Annotated in this window: 10 protein-coding genes; 4 read left to right on the top strand and 6 right to left on the bottom strand. The window is 64.2% G+C overall.

Going from position 1 to position 16,696, the window contains the following annotated elements:
* Nucleotides 1-32: 32 nt before the first annotated feature.
* Nucleotides 33-2,432 carry a penicillin acylase family protein gene (locus F2P46_RS08740; protein ID WP_166887666.1) on the top strand — a complete coding sequence of 800 codons (2,400 nt, stop codon included), beginning with the start codon at nt 33-35 and terminating at the stop codon, nt 2,430-2,432.
* On the opposite strand, the gene F2P46_RS08735 is transcribed toward F2P46_RS08740, so the two are convergent.
* Together F2P46_RS08735 and F2P46_RS08730 are read right to left on the bottom strand one after the other, a co-directional pair.
* Nucleotides 2,425-4,533 carry a bifunctional diguanylate cyclase/phosphodiesterase gene (locus tag F2P46_RS08735; RefSeq protein ID WP_166887664.1) on the bottom strand — a complete coding sequence of 703 codons (2,109 nt, stop codon included), beginning with the start codon at nt 4,531-4,533 and terminating at the stop codon, nt 2,425-2,427. The two genes, F2P46_RS08740 and F2P46_RS08735, sit on opposite strands and share 8 nt — an antisense overlap.
* Before the next feature lie 2 nt (nt 4,534-4,535).
* Nucleotides 4,536-7,421: a response regulator gene (locus tag F2P46_RS08730; protein WP_166887662.1), complete on the bottom strand. Its 2,886-nt coding sequence runs from the start codon at nt 7,419-7,421 to the stop codon at nt 4,536-4,538.
* A gap of 328 nt (nt 7,422-7,749) precedes the next feature.
* Between F2P46_RS08730 and F2P46_RS08725 the strand changes: the two genes are divergently transcribed.
* The 3 genes from F2P46_RS08725 to F2P46_RS08715 are packed head-to-tail and all read left to right on the top strand — an operon-like array spanning nt 7,750 to nt 12,847.
* The gene (locus tag F2P46_RS08725) at nt 7,750-9,945 is read left to right on the top strand and encodes a PAS domain S-box protein (RefSeq protein WP_208296553.1); all 2,196 of its coding nucleotides are present in this window, start codon (nt 7,750-7,752) and stop codon (nt 9,943-9,945) included.
* A gap of 2 nt (nt 9,946-9,947) precedes the next feature.
* Nucleotides 9,948-10,325 (top strand): response regulator, encoded by a 378-nt coding sequence (locus F2P46_RS08720; RefSeq protein ID WP_166887660.1) that lies wholly within the window; start codon nt 9,948-9,950, stop codon nt 10,323-10,325.
* Nucleotides 10,322-12,847: an EAL domain-containing protein gene (locus F2P46_RS08715; protein WP_166887657.1), complete on the top strand. Its 2,526-nt coding sequence runs from the start codon at nt 10,322-10,324 to the stop codon at nt 12,845-12,847. The genes F2P46_RS08720 and F2P46_RS08715 overlap by 4 nt, the downstream gene beginning before the upstream one ends.
* A gap of 9 nt (nt 12,848-12,856) precedes the next feature.
* On the opposite strand, the gene F2P46_RS08710 is transcribed toward F2P46_RS08715, so the two are convergent.
* The 4 genes from F2P46_RS08710 to F2P46_RS08695 form a co-directional block, all read right to left on the bottom strand.
* On the bottom strand, nt 12,857-13,609 hold the full coding sequence (locus F2P46_RS08710) for a hypothetical protein (protein WP_166887654.1): 753 nt from the start codon (nt 13,607-13,609) through the stop codon (nt 12,857-12,859).
* A 146-nt stretch (nt 13,610-13,755) separates the two neighbouring features.
* Nucleotides 13,756-14,172, bottom strand: coding sequence for a hypothetical protein (locus F2P46_RS08705; RefSeq protein ID WP_166887651.1), 417 nt, complete (start codon nt 14,170-14,172; stop codon nt 13,756-13,758).
* Nucleotides 14,173-14,298: 126 nt separating this feature from the next.
* On the bottom strand, nt 14,299-14,526 hold the full coding sequence (locus tag F2P46_RS08700) for a YbdD/YjiX family protein (RefSeq protein WP_229509174.1): 228 nt from the start codon (nt 14,524-14,526) through the stop codon (nt 14,299-14,301).
* Nucleotides 14,523-16,586: a carbon starvation CstA family protein gene (locus F2P46_RS08695; protein ID WP_166887648.1), complete on the bottom strand. Its 2,064-nt coding sequence runs from the start codon at nt 16,584-16,586 to the stop codon at nt 14,523-14,525. Before F2P46_RS08695 ends, F2P46_RS08700 begins: the two co-directional genes overlap by 4 nt.
* Nucleotides 16,587-16,696 lie beyond the last annotated feature (110 nt).

Below are 16,696 nucleotides of genomic sequence, written 5' to 3'. Positions count from 1 at the left end.
AGATGCTTTGCGAAATCAATTCGGGGAGAGTTATGCGTACGCATGGAATCAAAGTCTGGTCGTTGCGGCTGCTGGTCGGCCCTCTTGTCCTGCTGGTGCTGGCCGCGCTCGCCGTGTGGCTGTACCTGCGCGCCAGCCTGGCCCGGCTCGATGGCGACGTCCAGGCGCCCGGGCTGTCGGCCCCGGTAACGGTCGCGCGCGACCAGCATGGCGTGCCGCTGATCAGCGGCGAGCGCCGCGCCGACGTGGCCTACGCCACCGGCTTCGTGCATGCGCAGGAACGCTTCTTCCAGATGGACCTGCTGCGCCGCGTGGGCGCCGGCGAGCTGGCCGAACTGTTCGGCGCGCGCGCCTTGCCGCGCGACCGCGCCAACCGCCTGCACCGCTTCCGCGCGCGCGTGGCCGCCTCGCTCAAGCTGCTCAATCCGGCCGACCGCCTGCTGCTCGATCGCTACGTGGCGGGCGTCAACGCCGGGCTCCATTCGCTCGGCGCCAACCCCTTCGAATACGCCCTGCTCGGGGTCAAGCCGCGTCCCTGGAGCGCCGACGACTCGCTGCTGGTGGTATGCGCCATGTACTTCGACCTGCAAGGCACGGTCGAACCGCGCGAACTGACGCGCGGCTGGCTGCGCGAGCACAGCGACGCCGCGCAACTGGCCTTCCTGCTGCCCGACGCCAGCAAATGGGACGCCCCGCTCGACGCCGCCGGCGTCGACTTCACGCCGGCGCCGATCCCGCCCACGCCGCCGGCATGGTGGGGCAGGGCGCGCAAGAACGATGCGCAGAAAATAGCCTCGGCCGACTTCATCGATTCGGTCGGCAGCAACAACTGGGCCGTGGCCGGCAGCCGCAGCAACGATGGCGCGGCCATTGTCTCCGACGACATGCACCTGGGCCTGTCGCTGCCCAACACCTGGTACCGCATGGCGATCCAGTACCCGGACGCCAAAGGCGCGCCAAGGCGCATCGTCGGCGTGACCCTGCCGGGCGCGCCGCCGGTCATCATCGCCGGCAGCAACGGGCGCGTGGCCTGGGGCTACACCAACAGCTACGCCGACCTGCTCGACCTGGTGATGCTGGGCCAGGACGCGCAGCGCCCGGGCCAGGTGCGCACCCCGGCCGGCTGGGAAAAACCGGCGGCCGTGGTCGAAACCATCCTGGTCAAGGGCGCGCCCGCCGAGCGCATGACGGTGCACGAAACCTCGCTCGGGCCGGTGCGCGAGACCGACGGCAAGCCGTACGCCATCCACTGGCTGGCGCATGCGCCGGCCTCGCTCAACCTCAATCCGATCCGGCTCGAGACGGCTGATACGCTCGATGAAGCGCTGGCGATTGCGGCCACCATCGGCATCCCGTCGCAGAATTTCGTGGGCGGCGACGACAAGGGCAATATCGGCTGGACCATCTCCGGCGCGCTGCCGCGCCGCAGCCAGGGCGGCAGCGGCGCCACCTTTCCGCTGCTGGTCGATGGCGGCCAGGCCAGCTTCGACGGCGCGCTGGCGCCGAGCGATTATCCGCGCGTGGTCAATCCGCCCGGCGGCCAGCTCTCGACCGCGAATGCGCGCCAGTTAAATGGCGTCGGTGCGCAGATCCTTGGCGACGGCGGCTTCGATATCGGCGCGCGCAACCGCCAGATCCGCGATGCGCTGGCCGCGCTCGGGCCAAAGACCGACGTGGCGGGCGTGTACGGCGTGGCGCTCGACGACCGCGCGCTGTTCGTGGCATCGTGGCGCGCGCGCGCCATCAAGGCGCTCGATGCGCCAGCGTTGCAGGGCAAGCCGCAGCGCGCGCAGTTCCTCGACCTGTTGAACAAGGGCTGGAGCGGGCGCGCCAGCGTGGAGTCGAGCGGCTACCGGCTGGCGCGCCATTTCATGTGGGCGCTGGGCGACGTGCTGTTCGACGGTGTCAATGGCGACCTGGCGGAGCTCCATCCCAAGTCGACCATGGCGCTGGCCACCTCGCGCTGGCCGGAGGTGCTCGCGCGCCTGTTGGACGAGCAGCCGGCGGCCTGGCTGCCGCCGGGGCATGCGAGCTGGCAGTCGGTGCAGCTGGCGGCGATCGACCGGGTGATTGCGGACCTGGCGGCCGATGGCGTGCCGTTGGAAAAAGCGACCTGGGGCGAGCGCAATACGGCCGCGATTGCGCATCCGATTGCCGCGGCGGCGCCGTTGCTGGCGCGCTGGCTGAGCGCACCGGCCGATATGCTGCCGGGCGACGCCAACATGCCGCGCGTGTCGGGGAAAAATTTCGGGCAGTCGCAGCGCCTGACGGTGTCGCCGGGGAAGGAAGAGCAGGGGGTGTTCAATATGCCGGGTGGGCAGAGCGGGCATCCGCTGTCGCCGTATTTCATGGATGGACACGCCGAGTGGGTGGCCGGGACACCGACGCCGTTGCTGCCGGGAGCGGCCAGGCACACGCTGACGTTCAAATGAGCCCCGCCGTCGTCCCCGCCCCCGCCTTGTTGAGCATCAGCGTAATCGATTCATGCGGCGACGGGTGCCCCAGGTAAAACCCCTGCACCAGGTCGCACCCGTATTCTTCGAGCAGCACCAGCTGTTCATCGGTCTCCACCCCCTCGGCCACCACCACCATCTTCAAGCCATGCGCCATGGCGATGATGGCGCGCGTGATGGCGGCGTTTTCCGAATCCTGCGGCAACCCGCAGATAAAACTCTTGTCGATCTTGAGCGCCCGCACATCGAAGCGCTTGAGGTAATTCATCGACGAGTATCCGGTCCCGAAATCGTCGATCGACAGATACACGCCAATGCCGCGCAGTTGTTCGAGCGTCGCCATGGTCGCCTTGGCGTCGTCCATCAGCGTGCCTTCGGTCAGTTCGAGTTCGAGCATCTTCGGATCGAGCCCCGAGTCGTGCAATGCCGACAGCACGATCTGGGTCAGGTTTTCATCCTTGAACTGCTTGGCCGATAAATTGACCGCCATCCGGATCGACTGCCCGGTCGCTTTTTGCCATGCCTTGGCCTGGTTGCAGGCGGTGCGCAGCACCCATTCGCCGATCGGCACGATCAAACCGGTTTCCTCGGCCAGCGGAATGAATTCGGTCGGCGAGATGATGCCGCGTTCCGGATGGCGCCAGCGCACCAGCGCTTCGACGCCCACGATCTCCGACGAACGCACGTCGATCTGCGGCTGGTACAGCAAGTACAGTTCTTCGTTGCGCAGCGCCTTGCGCAGGCCCACTTCCAGCTTCACGTGGCTCATGATCTGCATCGTCAGCGAGGAACTGTACAACTTGGCGTTGTTCTTGCCGCAGTTCTTGGCGTGGTACATGGCGGTGTCGGCGAACTTGAGCAGCGAATCGCAATCGTCGCCGTCTTCCGGGAACAGCGAAATGCCGATGCTGGCCGTGACAAATATCTCGTGCCCTTCGATCAGGAAGGGCCGCCGCATCGCCTCCTTGACCCGGTGCGCCACATTGAGCGCGTTCTCGACCCGTTCCAGGTCGGGAATGAGGATCGTGAATTCGTCGCCGCCCAGGCGCGCCAGGTTATGCGACTGGTCCCCGCGCGAGACCAGGTCGCTCGGGCGGATGGTTTCGCGCAGCCGCTCCGAGACGATCTTGAGCAGATGGTCGCCCACGTTGTGGCCCAGGGTGTCGTTGATGCGCTTGAAGGCGTCCAGGTCCATGAACAGCACCGCGAACTTCTTCTTGCCGACCTTGGAGCGGTGCAGTTCGCGCTCCAGCGTTTCGAGGAAAGCCTGGCGGTTCGGAATGCCGGTCAGGCTGTCGCAGTAGGCCAGGCGGCGGATCTGTTCTTCGGTGCGGCGCCGTTCGCTGATGTCGCGCACCAGGCCAAGCACTTCGTCCGGACCGGTGGCGACCAGGCGCGCTTCGAAGTGCTGCACCATGCCGAAGCTGACCAGTTCATATTCGACCGAGCGCACGTGCTGGGTATCGAGCACGCAGTGCATCTGTTCGAGCAGGCGCTCGGCGATGTCGCGCGGGAGCACTTCGGTGATGTGCTTGCCCACGCACAGCTCCGCCGGAATCGCCGCCGAGGCGTCGTGGCCTTGTTCGTAGTCGAGATAGACGCCGTCCTTGCCAAGCCGGAAAAAGGTATCCGGAATGGCCGCCAGCACCGCGCGGTTGTGGGCGTCGGCGATGCGCAGGCGCACGATGGCGTCGCTGGCGCGCAGCACGTACAGCACGCGGTGCCCGAGGATCGGCCAGTTGATCGGCTTCGATACGAAATCTGTGGCGCCGGCCTCGTAGGCGTTGGTCACCGCTTCGATGTCGTCGCCGCCGGTGACCATGATGATCGGCACCGGCGCGCCGGTCTCGATGCGGCGGATCTCGCGGCAGGCCGAAAAGCCGTCCATGTTCGGCATGTCGACGTCGAGCAGGATCAGGTCCGGCGCCATGCTCTGGTAGAGGGCCAGCGCTTGCAGGCCGTCCTCCGCTTCGATCGCGTCCAGCCCGACCTGGCCGAGCATTTCGAGCATCAGCAGGCGCATGACCGGATCGTCGTCCGCCACCAGGACGACGCCGCGTTTGATTGGGGTAGCAGCCATTTTCAGTGTTCCTTCTCTAGGAGGGCATGCAGCGAGTGGCACACGGCCTTGAATTCCCGCTCCATGTCGGTAAGAATGCCGGACGCGCCTTCGGTGGTATCGGTGCGGCCCAGCGTTTCCATGTCTTTGCACATCTGCGCCAGCGTCTCGGCGCCGACGTTGGCGCTGCTCGACTTGAGACTGTGCGCGATCTTGCGCAGGTTGCCGGGATCGACTCCGGCAATGGCCTGGCGCAGCGTGTTGAGGTGCTGCGGCGTGTCGCCGACGTAAGCGGCGATGACGCGCTGCACCAGCGCGTCGCCGCGCTCCTTGCTCAGCGCCCGGATGTTTTCGAGCGCGTGACGGTTGATGACGTCGCGCTGCACCGCGCCTTCGCGCAGCACGGCGCCGTGCGCGGGCGCCACCAGCGCCGCCGGCGCCGTCCGGGCCGGTGCGACCGGTGCGGCCGGTGGCGGCGCGGGACGCTCGTCGTGATGGGCGCTGCCGGGCAGCGGCAGGGTGATCCAGCGTCCGAGCACGGTGGCCAGTTCCTGCTGCGTGAACGGTTTGCTCAGGTAGTCGTCCATCCCGGCCGCCAGGCACGCTTCCTGGTCGCCCTGCAGCGCGTTGGCGGTAATCGCAATGATCGGCAAGGTGCGCGCGCGTCCGCATTCGCGTTCGTGGCGGCGGATTTCGGCGGTGGCCGCAAAGCCATCCATGACCGGCATCTGGCAATCCATCAGCACCACGTCGTAGCCGTCGGTGCGGGCGGCGGCCAGCGCTTCGGCGCCGTTGCGGGCGCAGTACACGCCCAGGCCGAGCGAGTCGAGCATGGCGGTCGCCACTTCGACGTTGACCGGATTGTCTTCGGCCAGCAGCACGCGCTGGCGGCGCAGCTTGCGCCCCGCCGGCGCGGCCGGGGCGCGCGCCACGGGGGGCGCCGCCAGCGCGCTGGCCGGCTTGCCGCGCGGGCGCGTCATGATGCATTCGAACAGATCGGCCGCGCGCGCCGGTTTGATCAACTGGTAGGCCACGCCGGCGTCGCGCCGCTGCACCGGATCGGCCGCCAGGCGGTTGTCGCTGATGAGCATGATGCGGGTGGCGCTGGTGGCCGGGTCGCCCTTGATGCCGGCCGCCAGCGACAGGCCGCTGGTGCGCTCGAGGTCCATGTCGATGATCGCCACTTCGTACGGCCGCCCGGCGCGCGCCGCCTCCAGCAGGCGGTCGACCGCGTCCGCCGCCGATACGGCGCTGTCGCTGGCCACCTGCCATTCGGCCAGCTGGCGTTCGAGGCTGGCGCGGCTGGCGGCCTGCTCGTCGACGATCAGCACGCGCATGCCTTCGGTCATGCGCAGGCTGGCGTCGAGCATGTTCGGGTCGACCCGGCGCTTGTCGAAGCTGACCGTGAACCAGAAGATCGAGCCATGCGGCGATGCATTGTCGACCCCGATCTTGCCGCCCATGAGTTCGACCAGCTGGCGCGAGATGGCCAGGCCCAGGCCGGTGCCGCCGTACTTGCGCGTGGTCGAACTGTCGGCTTGCGAAAAGGCGTCGAAGATCCGGCTGCGCGCCTCGCGCGAGACGCCGATGCCGGTGTCGTGCACCTCGAAGCGCAGGCCGACGCTGGCGCCGTCTTCGGTTTCGACATCGACCTTGGCCAGGATCTGGCCGCGCTCGGTAAACTTGAGCGCGTTGCCGATCAGGTTGGCCATGATCTGGCGCAGGCGGTTGGGGTCGCCGCAGATGGCGATCGGGATATCGTTGGCGATCGCAAAGTCGAGCGCGATGCCTTTCGCTTGCGCTTGCGGGGTGTAGATGGTGTTGATGTCATCGAGCAAGTCCCACAGGTTGAAATTGATGTACTCGATCGACAGCTTGCCGGCCTCGATCTTGGAAAAGTCGAGAATGTCGTTGATGATCACTAACAGGTGCTCGCCGGAACGCTTGACCAGCTTGGTGTAGTTGCGCTGGGTATCGTTCAGCGACGTGCTGAGCAGCATCTCGGTCATGCCGAGCACGCCATTCATGGGGGTGCGGATTTCGTGGCTCATGGTGGCCAGGAAGGCGCTCTTGGCGCGGCTGGCCGCTTCGGCCGCGTTCTTGGCCTTTTCCAGCTGTTCGGTGCGCACGCTGACCTGGCGTTCGAGCTCGTCGCGATGGTGGGTGAGGGCGGCGCCGCGTCCTTCGATCTGGGCCAGCATGGCGTTGAAACTGTCGATCAGCGAACCCATCTCGTCGGTGCGTTCGTGCGCGATGCGCAGGTTGTAGTTCTGGCTGGCCGAGACCTTTTGCGCGGCGTTGATGAGCTTGGCGACCGGGTCGGCGATGCTGGCCTTGAAGCGGCTCGCCAGCATCAGCGACATCAGCAGCGAGCCCCCCATGGCGCAGGCGATGATGCCCAGGCTTTTCAGGATGTCGAGCCACATCAGGGTCAGGTCGGCTTCGATCATCACGATGCCGACCTGGTAGTTGGCGTTGATCACGGGGCGGTACAGGCGCATGCGGCTGGACCAGAAGCGGCTGCCCTGGCGGCTCGCTTCGGCCAGCACGTCTTCGTCCAGGTTCATTTCGGGCGCGCTCGGTTCCGGCTCGGCCTGGCCGTTGCGCACGTAGCGGGCAAACAGCTTGCCTTTACGGTCGAACAAGACCGCGCTCGAGATTTCGACCTTGGCCTTGAGCGCCGACAAGGTGGCGCTGGCCTGGTCGCGGTCGTTGAACATGAGCGCGTCGACGCTGTTGGTGCCGATCACGCCGGCGAACGAGGACAGTTGCATGCCTTCATCCTTGCGGTGGCTGAGCACGGACGTGACGGCGAAGGCGATGAAGACGAAGAACAGGGCGGTGCCGGTCGACAGGAACGAGATGATCGTCAGTTTTTTGTTCAGGCTTGAGCGTTCGAAGTTCAGCATGATGGGACGACCCGGCAGAAAGAGTTCAATGTCCGGGAAATATGTCCCGCAGGAAAAATATACGGGGATTGATCCGGCCCGACCTTGATAAGGCACAAACGTGACAGGACGCTGTCAAAAAAAGCGACAGTGTCAAACAAACAGCTGTTCCTTTCCGTTTGCCGGGGTCGGGCAAACCCGCTGAACAAAAAACACGACTGTTGCTTTATCGCTTCATCTTTGTCGAATCCGGCGGCGTCCCTGTTATAGTTGGACCGACTTGTCTCCCGCCAGCCACCGGTCCGGTATCCATTGAACCCGGCGGCCAGCTGTTCCCCCGAAAGCGACCATGCATACGACTGGTTTTGGTATTGGCGTGGGTGCTGCCGAGCACTGTTCAGGCCCGGACGGGAATACCGAGTTCCGGCGCCAGGAAAGCTTGCTCAAGACCGGCGCCCTGCAGGACGCCATTTTTAACAGCGCCTATTTTTCCAGCATCGCCACCGACGAAAAAGGCGTGATCCAGATCTTCAATGTCGGCGCCGAGCGCATGCTCGGCTATACCGCGCTCGATGTCGTCAACCGGATCACGCCGGCCGACATTTCGGACCCGCTCGAAGTGATCGCGCGCGCCAAGGCGCTCAGCGTGGAGCTCGACACGGCGATCACCCCCGGCTTCGAGGCGCTGGTGTTCAAGGCTTCGCGCGGCATCGAAGACATTTACGAACTGACTTACTTCCGCAAGGATGGCAGCCGCTTTCCGGCCGTGGTGTCGGTAACGGCCTTGCGCGACGACCAGAACGCCATCATCGGCTACCTGCTGATCGGCACCGACAATACCGCGCGCAAGCGGGCCGAAGAAGCACTGCTCAAGGCGGGCGCGCTGCAAAGCGCCATTTTCAACAGCGCCAATTTCTCGAGCATCGCCACCGACGCCAAGGGCGTGATCCAGATCTTCAATGTCGGCGCCGAGCGCATGCTGGGGTACACGGCGCTGGAAGTGATGAACACGATCACCCCGGCCGACATTTCCGATCCCCAGGAAGTGATTGCGCGCGCCAAGGCGCTCAGCATGGAACTGGAAACGCCGATCACGCCCGGTTTCGAGGCGCTGGTGTTCAAGGCCTCGCGCGGCATCGAAGACATTTACGAGCTGACCTATGTGCGCAAGGACGGCAGCCGCTTTCCGGCGATCGTGTCGGTCACCGCGCTGCGCGACGCCCAGGACGAGATCATCGGTTACTTGCTGATCGGCACCGACAATACCGCCCGCAAGCAGGTCGAGGCGGCCCAGGCCCTGCTCGACCAGCGCCTGCGCGACCAGCAGTTCTATACCCGTTCGCTGATCGAGTCGAATCTCGACGCCCTGATGATGACTGATCCGCAAGGCATCATTTCAGACGTGAACCAGCAGATGGTTGCGCTCACCGGGCGCACCCGCGATGAATTGTTCGGTGCACCAAGCAAGAAGTTCTTTACCGACCAGAGCCAGGCCGACGCCGCCATCAAGCGCGTGCTCCAGGAAAACAAGGTGACCGATTACGAACTGACGGTGCGCGCCCTCAATGGCGTCGAAACGGTGGTGTCGTACAACGCCGCCACCTTCCACGACCGCGACCGCAAGTTGCAGGGCGTGTTCGCCGCCGCGCGCGACGTCACCGAACGCAAGCGCTTCGAGCATACGCTGGAAGTGAAAAACATCGAGCTCGAGCGCGCCAGCCGTATGAAGTCCGAATTCCTGGCCACCATGTCGCACGAGTTGCGTACGCCGCTCAACGCGATCATCGGCTTTTCCGAAGCGCTGAAAGATGGTTTGCTGGGCGAGACCAGCGCCCTGCAAAACGAATGCATCGGCGATATCTTCAGCAGCGGCCAACACTTGCTCTCGCTGATCAACGACATCCTCGACCTGTCGAAAGTCGAAGCGGGCATGATGGCGCTCGAACTGGAGCTGGTGGACTTGCAGGTTCTGCTGCCGAACAGCCTGACCATCGTGCGCGAAAAGGCCGCGGCGCAGGAAATCGCGCTGACCCTGGAAATCGGCGCCGACCTGGGCACGCCGCAACTGGACATCCGCAAGACCAAGCAGATTGTCTACAACCTGCTCTCGAACGCGGTCAAATTCAGCGGCCACGGGGGCGCGGTCACCTTGCACGCGCGCCGCGTGCCGCGCAGCGCCGTCGGTCATTTGGCCGGCAACTGGCCGGTGCACGGGTTTGCGCTTGCCCAAAACGAGTTCAACGACTTTCTGGAGTTGTGCGTGAGCGATGGCGGCATCGGCATCTCGGAGCCGGACATGGCCAAGCTGTTCCAGGCCTTCAGCCAGATCGACAGCAGCCTGGCGCGTAAATTCGAAGGAACCGGCCTGGGCCTGGCGATGGTCAAACAGTTGGCCGAGCTCCAGGGCGGCACGGTGGCCGTGGCCAGCGCCGCCGGCGAGGGCTCGCGCTTCGCCGTCTGGCTGCCGCTGCGCACGGCGCTGCCGGGAGCGCGCGCCGCCCTGCATGGCGCCACCCTGCGCCCGTCGGCCACGGGGGAGGGCTGAGCATGGCAACCATCCTTGTCATTGAAGACAACGCCGCCAACATGAAGCTGGCCTCGCTGCTGCTGCGCCATGCCGGGCACGCCGTGCTGTGCGCGCTCGACGCCGAAAGCGGCCTGACGATGGCGCGTACCGACCGCCCGGACCTGATCCTGATGGATATCCAGTTGCCGGGCATGGACGGGCTGGCGGCGACCGCACTGCTGAAACAGGATCCCGCCACCAGCGCCATCCCCGTGATCGCCCTGACCGCCATGGCGATGAAGGAAGACCGCGAGAAAAGCGAGAGCGCCGGCTGCGACGCCTACATCGCCAAGCCGCTGCGCTACCAGGAATTGTACGCCGCCATCGATGCCTTGCTGCCCCAGGGAGCGGCGGCATGAACCTGCGCGCTCCCACCATCCTGATCGTCGACGACGAAGCCCAGAACCGGCGCCTGCTGGCGGTCCTGTTGCGTCCGGAAGGATACAGCACCACGAGCGCGGCCAGCGGCGAGGAGGCGCTGGCCGCCATCGGCGAGGAGGCGCCGGACCTGATCCTGCTCGACATTACCATGCCGGGCATGGATGGTTATCAAGTGGCCAGCATCCTCAAGGCGAACCCGGCCACGGCGAATATTCCCATCATCATGGTCACCGCGCACCTGGAACGCACCGCGCGCCTGGCCGGGCTCGACGCCGGCGCCGAAGACTTCCTGACCAAGCCGGTCGACCGCGCCGAACTGTGGCTCAGGGTGCGCAACCTGCTGCGCCTGAAGGCCTATGGCGACCTGCAGGACCATAGCGCCAACCTGGAGCGCCAGGTGCAGGCGCGCACGGCGGACCTGCAGCGCTTTCGCACCGCCATGGACGCCACCGCCGACGCCATCATGCTGCTCAGCCGCGCCAGCATGCGCTTTACCGAGGTGAACGAAACCGCCTGCACCTTGCTCGCTTACACGCGCGAGGAGCTGCTGGGCACGGGCATGGCCGACCTGATCGACGCCAGCGATACCAAGCTGGAACATCAATACGATGCCCTCATCGCTGGCGGCCTCAAACGCGACCAGCAGGAAATGCAGATGAAGCGCAGCGATGGCGTGACCGTGCAAGTGGAAGTGAACAGCCAGGCCATGCGCTCCGGAAATGATTGGACCATCGTGATCGTGGTGCGCGACATCACCGAGCGCAAGCAAGCGCAGCAGCGCCTGACCCATCTGGCGCACCACGATCCGCTGACGGGCCTGCCCAACCGCACCCTGTTTTACGAATCGCTGCAGCGCACCGTGGCGCTGGCGCGCGACATCGGCTCGCTGGTGGCGGTCATGTTCATCGACCTCGACAATTTCAAGACGGTCAACGACACGCTCGGGCATGCGGTCGGCGATGAGCTGCTGGTACAGTTCAGCAACAGGCTGGTCGAATGCGTGCGCGTGCGCGACACTGTCGGCCGCCTGGGCGGGGATGAATTTGCGCTGATCCTGATCATGCAGGAAAGCCAGCAGGACGCGGTCGTGATCGCCGACAAGATTCGCGACGCATTGCGCGCGCCCTTCGTGCTGCACGGGCACGAACTGAGCATGACGGCCAGCATCGGCATCACGCTCCATCCGGTCGATTCGTCCGATCCGGCCACCTTGATCAAGTATGCCGATACGGCGATGTACGAGGCCAAGCATGCCGGGCGCGACACCTACCGCTTTTTCACGGCCCAGATGAATGCCGACGTGCTGGCCCGCCTCAAGCTCGAGAAGGCGCTGCGGCAGGCGATCGAGCACGAGCAATTCGTGTTGTACTACCAGCCCAAGGTGCACGTCAACAGCGGCCGCGTGGCGGGCCTGGAAGCGCTGCTGCGCTGGGACCGTCCCGGGTACGGCATGGTTCCGCCCAATGAATTCATCTCGGTCCTGGAAGAGACGGGCATGATCGTGCAGGTGGGCAGCTGGGTGCTGGCGCAGGCATGCAAACAGATCGGCGTGTGGTTGCATTCGCCGGCAGGCCCGGTCCAGGTCTCGGTCAACGTCTCCGGACGACAATTTCTCGAAGGCGACCTGGACGCGGACGTCATCGCCGGGCTGGCCAGGTACGCCATTCCACCGCACTTGCTGGAGCTGGAGCTGACCGAAACGTCCCTGATGGCCAATACGGAGCGCACTGCCGACATCTTGTGCCGGCTGAAACAACATGGGGTGCAGATTTCCATCGACGATTTCGGCACCGGCTACTCCAGCCTGGCTTACCTGCGCCGCTTCCCCATCGATAAACTCAAGATCGATATCGCCTTCATCCGCGAGGTCACCAACAATCCCGATGACGCGGCCATCGTACTGGCCATCATCAGCATGGCCAGCAGTCTCAAGCTCGAGGTGATCGCCGAAGGCGTCGAGACGGCCGCCCAGCTCAACTACCTGCGCCGCCATCGCTGCGACCAGATCCAGGGCTACTATGTCAGCCGTCCCCTGCCAACCGAGCAGGTCAGCGCATTTTTGTTGCAAAGTAACGTGCTCGGCCCGCCGACGGACGCCGTCCAGGCCGGCAAGACGCTGTTAATCATCGACGACGATCCCTTCATGCTCGAAGTGCTCAGCAACCTGTTCGGCTGCGACGGCTACCGCATCCTGTGCGCAGGCTCGGCCGCCGAAGGCTTCGACATGCTCGCCTTGAACGAGGTGCAGGTGATCCTGTGCGACCAGTGCATGCCGTTGATGAGCGGCACGGATTTCCTCGACAAGGTCAAGGAGCTCTATCCGAAGACGTTCCGCATCGTGTTGTCGGGGCAAAGCGATCTGGCGTCGATCATCGAAGCGGTCAATTGCGGCGCCGTCCTGCGCTACTATACGAAGCCTTGGGATAAGCAGTTGCTGCGCGATCATGTGCGCGATGCATTTCGCCAATTTGCGGCGAGCGACGCCGACGCGCCGGCATAGGCGCGATGGCTACTTCAGCAGTGCCTGCAATTCCGGCAGCTTGAGCTTGGTTCCCATCATGTAGCCGGCGTCGCGCACTGCGGCGAAAGCGGCTTGCAGTTCGCTGTCGCTCGGCGCCAGCGGACGCAGGCTCTTGGCAATGGCCGGGACCACCTCGCGCGTCACACGGCGGGTTTTTGCCGCCAGGATTTGCCAGAGCGACAGCGCATAGCCGATCACGAAGATGCCGAGCCCAACCTTGTAACCGGATCCCGGAAACAGTGCGGCGGTGGCGGCCCAGCCGGCCACGGTGGCAAGCACGCTGCCCAGGAGGGTGTAGCTGGCTTGCTTGTCCATCACGACCGAGTTGTAGCATCGTTCCACCGTCGGCGCCAGCAACAGGAAGGGCTTCAGGATCAATTCACTTCTTTCGGTGGGGGGGAAGTACGCGAGCGCGTTGCTGATCCGCGCTTCCAGCGCCAGTTGTTCCTGCCACACCTGTTCGAGGTTGGGAAACGTGCTGGCCTGCAGTTCAGGCAGGGGAGCGGTTTCTTTCAAGATCTGTTTGTACGTTGTCGACTCCGTCTTCAGCGGCGTCAGGCACGATTGGCAGATCCGCTCGAAGCCGGCCAGCTCGCCCTTGCCGACCGAGATGAAATACACATGGCTGGCGCGGCCGATCCGCCTGACCAGGAACGCTTGCGCCGACCTGCAGATGGGACAGAAGTCGGCAACATAGCCGAGCTTGCGATACACGTTTTTTCTACCCGAGATAATGACCATCAGTGCGTTCCAGATCCATGTTGTATTAGCTGCGTTGTATTTTACGCAATTCTGCAGGTAAATTATGGGTGAACGGAAAGGTAATGACAAGGAATGCGGCTGCGGCTTCTATCCTGAACCGATCAGGTAGCGCCATGCGTGACGAATCAGTAGGATGCGTAGCAGGACGCATCCCCGTTAGCTAAACTATTTAACATCAGTTCAAATTCGGTGCGCAGCGCGTCTTTCACGAGCGTCTCGGTATCGAACCCGATGTCCAGCCTCATTCTGACGTGCGCCAAAAAATCAGCCGGTAGACGCGCACGGTATTTTTTCACATGATGAATGTGGGACGAATCCCAGACATAGACCCCATCGGACCATGTTCTGGAAGGGATCGACATCTCATTCGTCATAGGGTCTTTGACATTGCTCAGCCATTCACCGATGACCGTACAGGACTCCATGTAGGCAGCGACCGTTTTCGCTTCCTCTTTGCTCAACACGCCCATGTTATCTCTTAAACTAATTGAGTGGGAGCACTTGGCACCCTCGTCTTCTTTGTAATGGGGCAATATCTTCATGTTTATACTGTCCTGTATCCAGATGGGAGCGTACTGGCGACCGCCATGATAGTCCAGTCCGAATGCAGTATGAACAAGGACGATAGAAAAAGGGACGCCGCAGCGTTCCCCTTTTCCGTAAACCGCTCAGCAACACCCGCCGCGCTTGCCCGCGCCGCCGTAGCGCGCTTCCTGGCGCTCCCGGAAAAACGCCTCGTAGCTCATCATCGGCTGGCCCGGATGGGTCGCCTCCATGTGCGCCACGTAGGTGTCGTACTCGGGCAAGCCCACCATCAGGCGCATGCTTTGCCCGAGATAGCGGCCGGCCTGGGCCAGCCCGCGCCCGGCGTCCGCCAGGTTGCCGAACATGCTCATGCCGGACTGGCCGCGCTGGCGACGAACGGGGTTTCCATCGAACTCGGCGCGGCTTCGGCGCGCGCCTTGAACACCGTGCGCGCCCCGAACACCAGCACCGACAGCACCACGAACATGAAAAAGCCCGCCAGCGACGCATCGAGGTAATCGTTGAACACGATCTGGTGCATCTGCGCCATCGACTTGGCGGGCGCCAGCACCACGCCCTGGTCGATCGCGGCCTGGAATTTCTGTGCGTGCGCCACGAAACCGATGCGCACGTTGTCGTGGAAAATCTTTTGCCAGCCAGCGGTCAGGGTGCAGGCCAGCAGCCAGGCGGTCGGCACCATGGTCACCCACGCGTATTTGGCGCGCTTCATCTTGAACAGCACGCAGGTGGCGAGGATCAGGGCAATGCCGGCCAGCATCTGGTTGGCGATGCCGAACAGCGGCCACAAGGTGTTGATGCCGCCCAGCGGATCGACCACGCCCTGGTACAGGAAGTAGCCCCAGGCCGCCACGCACAGGGACGTGGCAATCAGGTTGGCCGGAATCGATTCGGTGCGCTTGAGCGAGGGGGCGAAGGTGCCCAGCAAGTCCTGCAGCATGAAGCGCCCGGCGCGGGTGCCGGCGTCCACCGCCGTGAGGATGAACAGCGCTTCGAACAGGATCGCGAAGTGGTACCAGAAGGCCATCATGGTCTTGCCGCCGATGACGTTCGACAAGATGTTGGCCATGCCCACCGCCAGGGTCGGCGCTCCGCCGGCGCGCGAGATGATGCTGCTCTCGCCGACGTCTTGCGCGGTCTGGGTCAGCATCTCGGGCGTGATATAAAAGCCCATCTGCGTCACCGCCGCCGCCGCCGATTCGGCTGTCGTGCCCAGGAGGGCGGCCGGGCTGTTCATGGCGAAGTAGATGCCCGGCTCGATGGTCGAGGCGGCCACCAGCGCCATGATGGCGACGAACGATTCCATCAGCATCGCGCCATAGCCGATGAAGCGCGCGTGCTGTTCGTTTTCGATCATCTTCGGCGTGGTGCCCGAGGAAATGAGCGCATGGAAGCCCGACACCGCGCCGCAGGCGATGGTAATGAACAGGAAGGGGAACAGGCTGCCCGACCAGACCGGGCCGCTGCCGTCGATGAATTTGGTCACGGCCGGCATTTTGAGGTCGGGTGCGACGATCAGGATGCCGATCGCCAGGCCGACGATGGTGCCGATCTTCAGGAAGGTCGACAGGTAGTCGCGCGGCGCCAGCAGCAGCCACACGGGAATCACGGAAGCGACAAAACCGTAGCCGATCAGCATCCAGGTCAGTTCGGTGCCGGTGAAGGTGAACATCGGCCCGAGCACGGCGTGTTCCTGCACGTATTGGCCGCCGATAATGGCCAGCATCAGCAGCACGAAGCCGATCAGCGACACTTCACCGATCCGTCCCACCCGCACGAAGCGCGAATACACGCCCATGAACAGGGCGATCGGAATGGTGGCCATGACGGTGAAGCTGCCCCACGGCGAGCCGGTCAGGGCCTTGACCACGATCAGCGCCAGCACCGCGAGAATGATGACCATGATCATGAAGGTGCCGAGCAGGGCGATGACGCCCGGAATGTCGCCCAGTTCCGATTTGATCAGGTCGCCCAGCGAGCGGCCGTCGCGGCGCGTCGAGATGAACAGGATGATGAAGTCCTGCACCGCGCCGGTTAGCACCACGCCGGCCAGGATCCACATCATGCCGGGCAGGTAGCCCATCTGCGCGGCCAGCACCGGGCCGACCAGGGGGCCGGCCCCGGCAATCGCCGCGAAATGGTGGCCGAACAGCACATATTTATTGGTGGGAACGTAGTCGAGGCCATCGTTGAACTTCTCGGCCGGGGTCTGGCGCCGCGGATCGAGCCCGAGCACCTTGTCGGCGATGAACTGACTGTAGAAGCGGTAGGCGATCAGGTACACGCAGACGGCCGCGGCGACGATCCAGATTGCATTGATGGCTTCGCCGCGCTTGAGCGCGATGTAGCCGAGCGCGCAGGCGCCGAAAATCGATAGCGCAGCCCAGCCGAGCTGGCTTGACAGACGTTTCATGGTGACTCCTCCAAGGTGTTGTTATCTTCCGTGCTGGTTGGACCGGTCAATGCCGGTGCAATTCCGCACAGCGTGATTCAGTATCGAATGGGCTTGCCCGCGCAGCAAGC

The sequence above is a fragment of the Massilia sp. CCM 8734 genome, from assembly GCF_011682155.1.
Lineage (GTDB): Bacteria > Pseudomonadota > Gammaproteobacteria > Burkholderiales > Burkholderiaceae_D > Telluria_A > Telluria_A rubra.
Note: the sequence above shows the minus strand (reverse complement) of the source record. Positions and strands in the feature narration are given on the sequence as shown.